The 12,232-nt window shown below is 68.8% G+C and carries 10 protein-coding genes; 8 read left to right on the forward strand and 2 right to left on the reverse strand.

The window, feature by feature from the left end:
• The first annotated feature begins 217 nt into the window (after positions 1–217).
• From SRU_RS01990 to SRU_RS02025, 8 genes are all read left to right on the forward strand, one after another.
• Positions 218–1,243, forward strand: coding sequence for a LacI family DNA-binding transcriptional regulator (locus SRU_RS01990; protein ID WP_043551852.1), 1,026 nt, complete (start codon positions 218–220; stop codon positions 1,241–1,243).
• Positions 1,244–1,466: 223 nt separating this feature from the next.
• Positions 1,467–2,597, forward strand: a complete 1,131-nt coding sequence (locus SRU_RS01995; protein ID WP_112902985.1) for a carbohydrate-binding family 9-like protein — start codon at positions 1,467–1,469, stop codon at positions 2,595–2,597.
• Between the two features lie 308 nt (positions 2,598–2,905).
• The gene (locus tag SRU_RS02000; protein ID WP_011403150.1) at positions 2,906–4,750 is read left to right on the forward strand and encodes a sodium:solute symporter family protein; all 1,845 of its coding nucleotides are present in this window, start codon (positions 2,906–2,908) and stop codon (positions 4,748–4,750) included.
• A 47-nt stretch (positions 4,751–4,797) separates the two neighbouring features.
• On the forward strand, positions 4,798–7,737 hold the full coding sequence (locus SRU_RS02005; RefSeq protein ID WP_011403151.1) for a glycoside hydrolase family 3 N-terminal domain-containing protein: 2,940 nt from the start codon (positions 4,798–4,800) through the stop codon (positions 7,735–7,737).
• 342 nt (positions 7,738–8,079) lie between these two features.
• On the forward strand, positions 8,080–8,994 hold the full coding sequence (locus SRU_RS02010) for an N-acetylglucosamine kinase (RefSeq protein WP_011403152.1): 915 nt from the start codon (positions 8,080–8,082) through the stop codon (positions 8,992–8,994).
• A gap of 347 nt (positions 8,995–9,341) precedes the next feature.
• Positions 9,342–10,895, forward strand: coding sequence for a sodium:solute symporter (locus tag SRU_RS02015; RefSeq protein WP_112902987.1), 1,554 nt, complete (start codon positions 9,342–9,344; stop codon positions 10,893–10,895).
• A gap of 174 nt (positions 10,896–11,069) precedes the next feature.
• Positions 11,070–11,240 (forward strand): hypothetical protein, encoded by a 171-nt coding sequence (locus tag SRU_RS02020; protein WP_162862933.1) that lies wholly within the window; start codon positions 11,070–11,072, stop codon positions 11,238–11,240.
• Positions 11,240–11,479, forward strand: a complete 240-nt coding sequence (locus SRU_RS02025) for a hypothetical protein (protein ID WP_011403155.1) — start codon at positions 11,240–11,242, stop codon at positions 11,477–11,479. The genes SRU_RS02020 and SRU_RS02025 overlap by 1 nt, the downstream gene beginning before the upstream one ends.
• Before the next feature lie 3 nt (positions 11,480–11,482).
• On the opposite strand, the gene SRU_RS02030 is transcribed toward SRU_RS02025, so the two are convergent.
• On the reverse strand, positions 11,483–11,830 hold the full coding sequence (locus SRU_RS02030; RefSeq protein ID WP_011403156.1) for a hypothetical protein: 348 nt from the start codon (positions 11,828–11,830) through the stop codon (positions 11,483–11,485).
• Between the two features lie 25 nt (positions 11,831–11,855).
• Positions 11,856–12,221, reverse strand: a complete 366-nt coding sequence (locus tag SRU_RS02035) for a hypothetical protein (protein WP_011403157.1) — start codon at positions 12,219–12,221, stop codon at positions 11,856–11,858.
• Between the last annotated feature and the right edge of the window lie 11 nt (positions 12,222–12,232).

The following is a 12,232-nucleotide window of genomic DNA, read 5'->3' on the forward strand; positions in this document are numbered from 1 at the left end:
GTCCCGGGGGCAGAATGAAGCAGGCCGTGCGAGGGACGAGAAAAGGCGGTGCGGGGGGCGTACGCCGCCGAGGCACTCCACGGGTTGTCTCCCTCGTTTCGACGTCCTACCTTGTGGGCACGGCAAAGCCCCTGTCTCCGGAGGCACAGTGTCGCCCCCCTCGGTTCTGTGTGCGCGATGGGTACGTCGACTTTTTAACACACGCCCCAATCCCGCCATGGAAGACGACATGACCATTGATCAGGTGGCCGAGCTGGCGTACGTCTCCCGGTCGGTGGTGTCCCGCGTGCTGAACGACCACCCCAATGTCAGCGAGGAGGCCCGAGAGCGGGTGATGCGGGTGATCGAAGAGCACGACTACCGCCCCAGCTCGGTTGCCCGGAGCCTCGCCACCGACCGCTCCTTCGAGATTAGTGTGCTCACCCCCCGGCGGGGAGACGAGTCGCTGGCCAACGGCTACTGGCCGCTGCTGTACTCGGGGCTCTTCGAGCGGTGCCTGGAGCGCGGGTATTTCGTATCGCTGTCGATGGTCTCCGACCGGATGGAAGACGAGATTGAGGACCGGGCCCGGGATTCCCGGTTCGACGGGTACGTCCTGGTGACGACGGAGGTCACGGACCTCGTTGCGTCGACGCTCGAAGCGGACGGGGCCCCGACGGTGCTCATCGGACAGGACACGAGCTGGGACGCCTTCAGCTCCGTCGACATCGACAACGAGCAAGGGGGGTACGAGGCGGGCCGTCACCTCTGCGACCTCGGGTACGAAGAGATCGGGTTGATTCTGGGAAGTCGGGCCCTGGAGGAGTCCGCACACCGGCGACAGGGCGTCGAGCGGGCCCTGTCGGAGGCCGGGATTGCAGTGTCGGACCGGCACGTCGCCGAGGGGGACTACTCCCAAGAGAGCGGGCACTCCATCGTCCGGGCGTGGGCGGAACAGGGGCGGATGCCCCGGGCCCTGTTCTGTGCCAGCGACACGATGGCGATGGGCGCCCTGCTCGCGCTCAACGAGGCCGGCTACGCGGTCCCCGACGAGGTCGCACTCGTCGGGTTTGACGACCTGCCCGCCGCCCAGTACACCATTCCCCCGCTTACGACCGTCCGCCAGCCGGTGTACGAGAAGGGACAGGCGGCGATCGACCTGCTCATCGACCACATCGAAAACGCCGAGCCCAATCCCGAGCACACGGAGCTTGAGCCGGAGCTCGTGGTGCGGCAGAGCTGCGGGGCCCGGCAGAACCCGTAGCTTGGGGGCGCCACGGCGGAACGCCCCGCGGTCGAAACAGACGACGAACATCCCACCACGAAGACCGCGGGCGGGGGCTCGGTCGAACGATGCGTCGCCTCGTGACGCCCCTCATTTTGCCGACGAGGGTTTGGAAGCGGTTCCGATTTTCCGTCCCCATTGCGGACCGATCCTGTGCCTTCTATTCTGTGAGGCGCTGCTTTTCCCGTCGGCCCGCGGTTCCATGCGACGCTTTCTCTTGACGACGATCGTCGGCGTTTTCGTTCTCGTCCTCGCAGGGGGCGAGTCGGTCTCCGCCCTGGTGGGGCGGCCCTCGGGGGACGCCGCGAAAAACAATCCCGAGAGCGAGGCGCCCCCGCGCACCTACGCCATCTACCGCGCGTCCGGACCGATTGCCGTGGACGGGCGGCTCGACGAACGCGACTGGGCCGCGGCGCCGTGGACCGCCGACTTCGTCGACATTCGTGGGCGCGACGCCCCGACGCCGCGGTTCCGCACCCGGGCCAAGATGCTGTGGGACGACGAGGCCCTTTACGTGGCGGCCTCCCTCGAGGAGCCGGACGTGTGGGGCACCCTCACCCAGCGGGACACGGTGGTGTACTACGACGATGACTTCGAGGTCTTCATCGACCCCAACGGAACGACGCACAACTACTACGAGGTGGAGGTGAACGCGCTCGAGACCGTGTGGGACCTGATGCTCCTGAAGCCCTACCGCGACGGCGGACCGGCCGTCGACGCCTGGGACGTACGGGGCATCGACGCGGCCGTGCACGTGCAGGGCACACTCAACGACCCCTCGGACACCGACGACGGGTGGACGGTGGAGATAAAGCTGCCGTGGTCGTCGTTGGAAGAGGCCGCCCCCGGCGGACGTCCGCCCCAGGCCGGCGAGCAGTGGCGCCTCAACTTCTCGCGGGTCGACTGGCCCCTTGCCGTCAAGAATGGCACCTACGAAAAGGACCTCGACACCACGAAGGCGCATCCGGAGCGCAACTGGGTGTGGTCGCCGCAGGGAGCCATCGACATGCACCGGCCCGAACACTGGGGCATCGTGCAGTTCGCGGACGCCGAGGTCGGCACCGCGACCGTGTCCGTCGACGAGCGCCCCAATCGGCGCGTCAAGGCGGCCCTGCGGCGCCTCTACCACCGTCAGCGGGCGCACCACGAGGCGCATGGCACGTACGCCGGGTCCCTCTCGGCCCTCAACGCCTCGAACGTGCAGCTTCCCGAGCGCGATTTTGCCCCCACGCTCCGCACGACCCAGACGATGTACGAAATCGCGGCGCCCGGGGCGGAGGGAACGACCGTGCACATCCGTCAGGACGGAAAGGTCTGGGTGACCGGGGAGTGAGGCCGGAGGAGGGCGGCGCCCACACGTCGAACTGAGCAGCCGTTTTGCGTCTCGCCATGACCAGTTGGCAGCGATCTTCGGACCCCACTGTGGAGCCGGCTAGGACTGTGAAGCTCGGGGCCCGGACCGATCCGAATGCCCGAAATCGAGCGGAGGAAGGGGGCGTTGAGCCACAGTCGTCGACCGGCGGGCCCTGGGCGCGCCGCCGTGGACGCTCCCCCACGGGACGGCCCGTGCCCGAGGCCGCCTGACCCCTCCGCCCGCGCCGTCTCTCTGTTTGTTTTTCCTGGTTGGCCCCGCCCCTGCCCGTGACAAGCTTCGACTGGTTTTTTGTCGCCGCCTACCTGATCCTCTCCTTTGGCATCGCGCTCTACTTCTACCAGCGGGCCGGGGAGGACACCTCGGAGTTCTTCCTGTCGGGCCGCGCGATGCCCTGGTGGCTGGCCGGGACGAGCATGGTGGCCACCACGTTTGCCGTCGACACGCCGCTTCTGGTGACGGAGATTGTGGCCCAGAACGGCATCGCGGGCAACTGGCTCTGGTGGAACGCCGCCATCGGGGGGATGCTCACCGTCTTCTTCTTTGCCCGCCTCTGGCGCCGAAGCGGCGTCATGACGGACGTGGAGTTCGTCGAATTCCGGTACAGCGGGCGGGTGGCCGCGTGGCTGCGTGGCCTGAAGGCGCTCTTTTTCGGCCTTCTGCTGAACATCCTCATCATCGGGTGGGTGTCGCTGGCGATGGAGACGGTGATCGACCGGCTCTTTCCCGACCTCACCCTGTTCGGGCAGGCGGCCTTTTCGGTGCTGGGGCGGGAGATGAGCGCGGCGCTCGTGGTGACGGGCGGGCTGATCCTGCTGGTGTCCGTCTACGCGCTGCTGTCGGGGCTCTGGGGCGTGATGGTGACGGACCTGTTCCAGTTCGTGGTGGCGATGGGGGGCACAATCGCGCTCGCCGTGCTCGTGCTCGACATGCCGGAGATTGGCGGGGTGGCGGGTCTTCGCGAGCAGCTTCCGGACGAGACGTTCAACCTGCTGCCCACGATCGGCGGGGCGGCGGAGGGGGCGGCGACCTTTTCGCTCTCGGCGCTGGCCTTCGCAGCGTACGCCGGGGTGCAGTGGTGGGCCAGCTGGTATCCGGGGGCCGAGCCGGGCGGCGGCGGCTACATCGCGCAGCGCATGATGAGCGCGAAGGACGAGCCGAACGCCCTCTTCGCCACGCTCTGGTACACCATCGCCCACTTCTGCCTGCGCCCCTGGCCCTGGATCATCGTGGCGCTGGCCGCACTGGTGCTGTACCCGGACCTCGACGAGCCGCGCGCCGGGTTCGTCCTGGTGATGAAGGACGTGCTGCCGCCCGGCCTGCTCGGGCTCCTCTTTGCGTCCTTCCTGGCGGCGTTCATGAGCACGGTGTCCACGCAGCTGAACTGGGGCGTTTCGTACCTCGTCAACGACTTCTGGGGGCGCTTCGTGCGGCCCGACGCGGACGAGGCCCACTACGTGCGCGTCTCGCGGGTCCTCACGTTCGGGGTGGCCCTGCTGAGCCTCGTCGTCACCCTCTTCCTGGACACCATCGCCGAGGCGTGGGGCCTGCTGCTGTCCGCCTCCGCCGGGCTGGGGCTCGTCCTCATCCTGCGCTGGTACTGGTGGCGCGTAAATGCGTGGAGCGAGATGGCGGCCACCCTGGCCCCGATCGGGCTGACCGTGGCGGCCCTCGTCCTCAACGTGTTTGGGGTGCAGGTGCCGGGCCTGCAGGCGGACTTTCCCCTGAACCTCTACTCGGTGGTCGGGTTTACGACGGTCGTCTGGCTCGCGGCCACCTTCCTCACGCGCCCGACCGACGCGGAGACGCTCGATGCGTTCTACCGGACGGTCCATCCCGGCGGGCCCGGCTGGACGCCCGTGGCGGAGCGACACCCCGACGTGACGCCGGACTCCGGGCTCGGGCGGCTCGCGCTCGACTGGCTCGTGGGGGTCGTGCTCGTGTACAGCACCCTCTTCGGCACCGGGTATCTCATTCTGGGGTGGACGCTCTGGGGCGCCGGCTGCATCGCGGTCGCGCTGACGGCGGCGGCGTACCTGTGGCGGGACCTGCAGCGGGACGAGATCTCGCTGATTGAAATGAAAGAGGAGAAGGACGCGACGGAAGAACGATAGGGGGAAAGAGGGGGAGTCTGTGTGTTTTCTGAACGGCTTGTGCCACCATGATGTCTTCGTCTCGACGCTCGTTCATGGCCGCGGGGCTCGTGGTCGTTCTCGCGGTCGCCGCTCTAATTTTTGGGGCGCCGGGCCCGGTCCCCCTCTCGGCGGGGTCCTCGATGTCGGATCGGGGGGCTGCGGACACGGCGGAGGCCCCGCCCAAATCGAGCTGGGCCGGGCGCCAGTTTCGGGACATGACGCTCGACGAGAAGATCGCGCAGCTCTTCGTGGTCCGGATCGACGGGGAATTCCAAAACGCGAACACCCCCTCGTACCGCGAGACCGTCGCGCTCGTCGAGGAGTTTGGGGCGGGCGGGCTCATCTTTGGGCCGGGCACGCCGATGACCCAGATTGCGATGGCCAACGACCTGCAGGCGAAGGCCGAACGGCCCCTCCTCGTGGCGCAGGACACGGAGTGGGGCGTGGGCATGCGCATCGACGCGGCCACCTCGTTCCCGCCGGCCATGGCGATCGGGGCCACGCGGGACGCGTCCCACGCCTACCGGGTGGGCTACGCAACGGCCCGGGAGGCCCGTGCGCTCGGCGTGCACCAGCTCTACGCGCCGGTGGCGGACGTCAACAACAACCCCAAGAACCCCATCATCAACGTCCGCTCGTTCGGCGAGTCGCCCTCCCTGGTGGGGACCATGGCGTCGGCCTTCACCCGGGGGGCGCAGCGCGGCGGCACCCTCGCGACGGTGAAACACTTTCCCGGCCACGGCGACACGGACGTCGATTCGCACATCAACCTGCCGGTCCTTCGGTTCGACCGAAGCCGCCTCGACTCCCTCGAACTGCCGCCGTTCCGGCAGGCCTTCGACGCGGGCGTGCGGAGCGTCATGACCGGCCACCTCGCCCTCCCCGAAATTGCGGCGGACAGCGTGCCGGCCACCCTCTCCCGCCCCCTGACGCACGGCCTTCTACGGGAGGAGCTCGGGTTCGACGGACTCGTGGTGACCGACGCCCTGAACATGCAGGCCGTCACCCGCACGTTTGGCGTCGGCGAGACGGCGGTGCGCGTGCTGGAGGCGGGGGCGGACCTCGTGCTCATGTCCACCAACCCGCACGCGGCACACCAGGCGGTCCGGCAGGCGGTGACCAGCGGGCGCATCGACACGACCGAGATCAACGACTCGGTGCGGCGGCTCCTGAGGGTGAAGCAGGACCTCCGCCTCCACGAGACGCGGCGGGTCTCGCTCGACACGACCCGGCACCGCGTGGCGCAGCGGTCCCACGAGGTGCTGGCCCGCACGGTGGCCCGCGAGTCGCTCACGCTCCTCGCCAACGCGGATTCCCTGCTGCCCCTCACGCCGCCGGAGCAGCACGACGCCCTCGTCGTCACGCTCAGTGACAGCGAGTATCCGGGAACGGGCGACACGTTTGTCGACCGGCTCCGGGCCCAGCCCGCCATCGAAACCCTCGACACGCGTCGTCTCGACCCGCGCTCCGACTCGACGGACGTAAACGACCACCTGGCGGACGCCGCAGACTACGACGTCGTGGTCGTGCCGTCTTTTCTCCGCGTGCAGGCGTGGAGTGGGTCCATCGGCCTCAGCGACATGCACCACGACTTCCTCGAGGACCTGGCGGGCACGGACACGCCGGTCGCGTTCGTAGCCTTCGGCAACCCCTACGCCCCGACGGGCTTAGAGCCCGCCCCGGACGCCATCCTGGCCGCCTACGGCTCCGGCGAGGCGTCGCAGCGGGCCGCCGCGCAGGCGCTCGGGGGCGGCGCCGGCACGCCGGGGCGCCTGCCCGTCACCATTCCGGGGGTGGCCGAGAAGGGAGAAGGGCGTCGGCTCGCCCCGGTCGCGCCCCGTGAGGGCCCCCCTGAATCGGTGGGCATGGACGGCGCGCAGCTTGCCCGCCTCGACACGCTGCTCCGCTCGGCCATGCTCGACGGCGCGTTTCCGGGCGCCGCCGTGGCCGTGGGGCGCGGGCCGGCCCTCGCGCGGCTCGACGCCTACGGCTACCATACCTACGACGAGACGAAACCGGTCCAGACGGGCACCCAGTACGACCTCGCCTCGCTCACGAAGGTGGTGGCCACCACCACCGCCGTCATGAAGCTCTACGAGGCCGACTCGCTGGAACTGGACGCCCCGGTCGCCCGGTACCTCCCCGACTTCGCCCAGAACGGCAAGGAGGCGGTCACCGTGCGCCAACTGCTTACCCACTCGTCGGGCCTGAAGCCGTACCTGGACCCCGACGAGCGCGGCCCGACGCGCGCGGCGCTCCTCGACACCCTCATGGCGCAGCCGCTCACGTACACGCCCGGCACCCGGTCCACCTACAGCGGGCTCAACGCGATTGCGCTCATGCGCATCGTGGAAACGATTAGCGGCCGGCCGTTCGATGCGTTCTGCCGAACGCACATCTTCGAGCCGCTCGGGATGGACCAGACGGGGTTCTACGACACCGATGTCACCCGGGCGTGGGTGGCGCCCACGACCGACACCGCGGGCACGCGGCGCCGCGGAAGCGTCCACGACCCGATGGCCCGCGACATGGATGGGGTCTCGGGGAACGCGGGGCTCTTCTCGACGGCCGCCGATCTGGCCCGCTTCGGGTACATGCTGACCCACGAGGGGCGAATCGATGGACGACAGTTCCTGGAGCCGAAGACGATCGAGACGTTCACCGCCCAGGCCGACGTGCCGGGCAGTACTCGGGCCCTCGGGTGGGACACCAAAAGTGCGGAGGGATACTCCTCGGCCGGGGACGAATTTTCGGCAGCGAGCTTCGGGCACACCGGCTACACGGGCACCTCGTTCTGGGTCGATCCGGCGGAGGACCTCTTCTTCGTCCTGCTCACGAACCGCGTGTACCCGGACGACACCGCCGATCGAATCACGCAGGTGCGTCCGCGGGCGGCCGACATCGTGCACCGCGCGATCGACGGGCCGCCCCGCCCGCTGCTTCCCGGCCCCGCGCCGGAACAGTGACGTTGCGACTGCGGGGGGGCGACCCCTAGGGGCGCGGCTCCGGTGTTGGACGGCGGCTCAATGGGAAAAACGGCGACTTGAGAGACGGCCGGCGGAGGAGCCCGCCTGGAACCGGTCCCTGTTTTGCTTTCCGTTCCCGCCCAGGCCGGCCGAGACGGCCCTTTGAGCGAAAGGGGGGGGTGGAACCGCTTCCATCTTCCACGGGGGCGTTCCAGTTCTATGCCCCAGTGCCTATACTGACCCCCGTTGTAACAGAACCGTTGACTAGACGGTGGCTGTGGGCGGAGCGCCCGCACGCACCCCGCATCTCATTTTCGACACTGGCCCTCTCTCCCTCTCTCCGTGTCTGCCAATCCCTTCTTCGTCGGCCTTGACGCCGGTGGCTCCACGACGCTGTTGCTCGCCGAGTGCGAGGAGTGTCCGGGACGGATCGACCGTCATGGACCCGCCGCCAACCCGCAGCGGGTCGGGATGGACCAGTCGGTCCAGGTGCTGTCCGCCCTGGTAAAAAAAACCCTTCGGGCCCAACGGCCCGTCGATCACCTGTCGGTCTGTGCGGGCGTGGCCGGGGCCGGCCGCCCCGACGAGCAGCAGGCCCTCGCCGACCGGCTCCGCCGAACACTTGGGGACGACGCCCGGTCGGTCTCCGTTGAGGTCGTGCATGACGCCTGCATTGCCCTGGACGCGGCCTTCGGTGCGGAGAGCGGGCTCGTGGTCATTGCGGGCACCGGCTCCGTCGTGCTGGCCCGGACGCGGGGGGGAACGGCCCGTCGGGTTGGGGGGTGGGGGCACCTTCTGGGGGATCCCGGCAGCGGGTACGCCGTGGGCCAGGCGGGCCTGCGGGCCGTCGCGGAGGCCCTCGACGGCGGGGCCGACACGATCCTGCGCCCCCGCGTCGCGGAGGAGTACGGCGTCGACGAACGGGCCGCCCTCATTCATTGGGTGTACCAGGACCGGCCCCCTCTCCAGGACGTGGCGCCGCTCGTGATCGAGGCCTCGGCGGACGGGGACACGGTGGCGACGGACATTCTGACCGCTCAGGTGAACGAGCTGGTGCGCCAGGTCGAGTGGCTGCTTGGTGAGACGGACGACGTGGCCCCCCGCATTGCCCTGCTCGGGGGGATGCTCCAGAACGAGCACTACGCGGCGGCCCTCCGTCGCGCGCTTGCCGACCGGGTCCCGGACTGGTCCGTGGAGGTGCTCCGCCACGAGCCGGTCGTGGGGGCCCTGCGCCGTGCGCGCCGCCTGGACGAGTGAGAAAATTCGACGCGTGCGCCCGGTGGGGGAGACGCACGACGGCGCCATCCGGTGCCCCTGGTCCGACGAGGGGGCGGTGGCACTGCCGACACGCGGGATGGCCTGCCACAGCGGCCACAACGGGAGGCGTGCAGAACCGGCGTGAGCCCACCGGGCCCCACCGCCCAGTCCGCCGTGTGGTGCCGCGGCGTGCAGGCGCGCGAGTCAGAGTCGGGCGGAGGAGGCTGGAGGGCGGCCAAGAGGATAGGAAGCCGCGTTCGCGCTTCTGCGCTCTCACCGTGACGTTGTCCGATGCGAGAAGAGCCCCGCGTCCATCGCTCCTGAGTTTCCACGTGCCGCTCCGGCCTATGCTTACGACGCTCGATTTCGTCGTCCTGACGGTGTACCTGCTCGGCGTGGCGGCCTTTGGCGTCTGGGCGGGCGGGGCCCAGGAGTCCACCGAAGATTACTTTCTCGGGGGGCGGGACCTGCCGTGGTGGGCGGTGTGCTTTTCCGTGGTGGCCACGGAGACGAGCACGCTTACGGTGGTGGGGGTGCCGGCCGTGGCGTACGGGGGCACGCTGACTTTCCTGCAGATTACGCTCGGGTACCTGGTGGGGCGCATTCTCGTCGGGGCGTACGTCCTGCCCCGCTACTACGCGGGCCAGCTGGAGACGGCCTACGCGTTCCTTGGCGACCGCTACGGCTCCACGATGCAGGGGGCCGCGTCGGTCACGTTTCTGGGAACGCGCCTGCTGGCCGACGGCGTGCGTCTCTTCGCCACGGCCATCCCGCTGAAGGTGATTGCGAACATGTCGGGGGTGGACGCCACCTACTTCCAGATCATCCTGGTGATCGGCGTCGCGACGGCCGTCTACACGTTGGTGGGCGGCATCCGGGCGGTCGTGTGGATGGACGTGGTGCAGATGGGGCTCTACGTGGGCGGGGCGCTCGCGGCCATCGGCTTCCTGCTGGGCGACGTGCCGCCGGGGTGGTGGGGAAAGGCGGCGGCGGCCGGCAAAACCAATCTGATCGACCTCGGCCTGGATGCGTCGTTCGGGCGCTGGTGGACGCAGCCCTACACGCTGGGAACGGCCGTGGTCGGCGGGGCCATCTTCTCGATGGCCTCTCACGGCACCGACCAGCTCATCGTGCAGCGCCTGCTGGCCTGCCGAAGCGAGGCGGACAGTCAGAAGGCGGTCGTCGGGAGTGCCCTCATCGTCATGGTGCAGTTTGCCCTCTTCCTGGGGGTGGGCCTGCTCCTCTGGGCCCACTACGACGGCGCGTCCGTCGAGGCACTCGGGCTCCAGCGGGGCGACGAGGTCTTTCCCAAGTACATCATCGAGGGGCTGCCGGCAGGCCTCTCGGGACTCATCCTGGCCGGCATCGTGGCGGCGGCCATGAGTTCCCTCTCGTCGTCGCTCAACGCCCTGGCCTCCTCGTCGGTCAACGACCTCTACGAGCGCATCTCGGGCCACTCCATGAGCGCGGACCGGGGGCTGCGCGTCTCGCGGCTGCTTACGCTGTTCTGGGGCGTCGTCTTCATCGGCTTCGCGAGCCTCTTCCAGGACAGCAGCAACCCCGTCGTGGAGCTGGGCCTATCGATCGCCTCGTTCACGTACGGGGGACTGCTCGGCGCCTTCCTGCTCGGCCTGTGGCACCGCGGCACGCGTCAGGTCGACGCGCTCGTGGCGTTCGTCGTCTCGATTGGCGTGATGGTGCTCGTCATTTTCGGCGTGTGGCACAGCCCCACGGAGGGGTGGCTCTTTGTGCTGAACCCGTCGGACGCCCGCGTGGAGGCGGCGAACCTGCGCACGATCGGCTGGCCCTGGTACACGGCCCTGGGCACCGCCGTCAACCTGGTGATTGGCAGCGTGCTGGCCCTCCGCCACCGAGACGCCACTAAAGAAGGGGCCGAGTAGGGCCCCCGTGGACCGGCACAATGTGGAACGGCTGCAACAATCTGCGGGGGGCGGATCCTCTGTGTGTCGACTGCCGTAACGGAGTCGGAACGATAAGACAGTTCCTCAAAAGCAGTGGGCTCGTTCTCCTATCTGCTTCCCGCACATTGCGTCTCCCAGAATCCCGATCGGTTCATGACCAACAGCAAAGGGTGGATTTTTGCCGCCGGTGTCGTGGCGCTCGCCCTCTCCCTTTATCTCTGGTTCAGCGGCAGCGATCAAGCCGCAATCTTCGTGGGCCTATGGGTCCCGTCGCTCTGGATTTTAGCTGATCTCGTTGACCAGGCCGAGACCGCCGCTGCTTAATGAAGGTACTCGTCGAGTACTTCGGAATGTTCATTTTCGCGTTCGTCGTCTTCGTGGGGGGGCTCGTGGCCCTTCCGGAGATCGGGGCCCCTGAGACCTCACTCGGGGAGATGGGAGGGCTTGCCCTGGCGTTTATCGTGATCGCAGGGGGCTTCTCCTGGTTCTACAGCGCCGAGTTGCCGTCGGGGACCCAGAGGCCGCCCGGCCGGCGGTCACGGTCGGACGAACCGCCGCGGTAGACGCTAGTCCGTGTCGCCGGTCTCGACCCCCAGCATGAACTCCTCGCCACAGAAGTCGCACCGCAACTCGATGGCCTTCTGGGGGCCGCCCTCCATGCCCGTCTTCTGAAACTCCGGCGAGCCGTCCGGGCGGGTCGTCTTGGGGGTGACGTCGTTGAAGGTAAAGTCCCCGGTGAGAACATTCGCGTGCCCGACGGTCCGCTCACACTCCGGGCACGAGAAGGGCTGCCGCGCAGACCCGTCGCCGGTTGAGGACTGTTCAGGAAGCTCCATGGAGGGAAGGGGAAGATTCGAGAGGGCGGGGAACGGCGGCACGAGCAGCTGCAGGGCGAAGCCTCGAACGGCTCGCATGCCGTCGACTGCAAGAGGGGGGCGGTTAGAAGTGCGGGTGGAGCTGGTCGTGGCCTTCGGACGGAACGCCGAGCTCCGCCGTGTTCTGCGTGCCCAGGTGAGGCACCTTGCTCACACTGACGGGGAGCGCCGAGATGGGCTCGTCGACGCCCTCGAGGTGGAGGGTCATGCGGGCCGGGTCCACGTCCAGGAGGGCGTCCTGGAGAGCGTCGGCAAGGGCGGTGCTGTCGGGGGCGAGGGTTAGGCGGACCGAGTAGCCCTTCGGACGGTCGATGGCGTCGTCCGGATGGGGGGTAGCGGCGAGCACGCCCTCGTCGACGGCGTCGGTGATATCGGTGTACGAGTCGGCCGATGCACGTTTCCACTTGGCCTGTTGGATGGAGCGGGGCATGGGCGACCGCG

The organism is Salinibacter ruber DSM 13855 (genome assembly GCF_000013045.1).
Classification (GTDB): Bacteria; Bacteroidota; Rhodothermia; order Rhodothermales; family Salinibacteraceae; genus Salinibacter; species Salinibacter ruber.

Coding starts and splice junctions, on each gene's coding strand:
- SRU_RS01990 (WP_043551852.1), top strand. CDS start 218: ATGGAAGACGACATGACCATTGATCAGGTGGCCGAGCTGGCGTACGTC.
- SRU_RS01995 (WP_112902985.1), top strand. CDS start 1,467: ATGCGACGCTTTCTCTTGACGACGATCGTCGGCGTTTTCGTTCTCGTC.
- SRU_RS02005 (WP_011403151.1), top strand. CDS start 4,798: ATGATGTCTTCGTCTCGACGCTCGTTCATGGCCGCGGGGCTCGTGGTC.
- SRU_RS02015 (WP_112902987.1), top strand. CDS start 9,342: ATGCTTACGACGCTCGATTTCGTCGTCCTGACGGTGTACCTGCTCGGC.
- SRU_RS02020 (WP_162862933.1), top strand. CDS start 11,070: ATGACCAACAGCAAAGGGTGGATTTTTGCCGCCGGTGTCGTGGCGCTC.
- SRU_RS02025 (WP_011403155.1), top strand. CDS start 11,240: ATGAAGGTACTCGTCGAGTACTTCGGAATGTTCATTTTCGCGTTCGTC.
- SRU_RS02030 (WP_011403156.1), bottom strand. CDS start 11,830: ATGCGAGCCGTTCGAGGCTTCGCCCTGCAGCTGCTCGTGCCGCCGTTC.
- SRU_RS02035 (WP_011403157.1), bottom strand. CDS start 12,221: ATGCCCCGCTCCATCCAACAGGCCAAGTGGAAACGTGCATCGGCCGAC.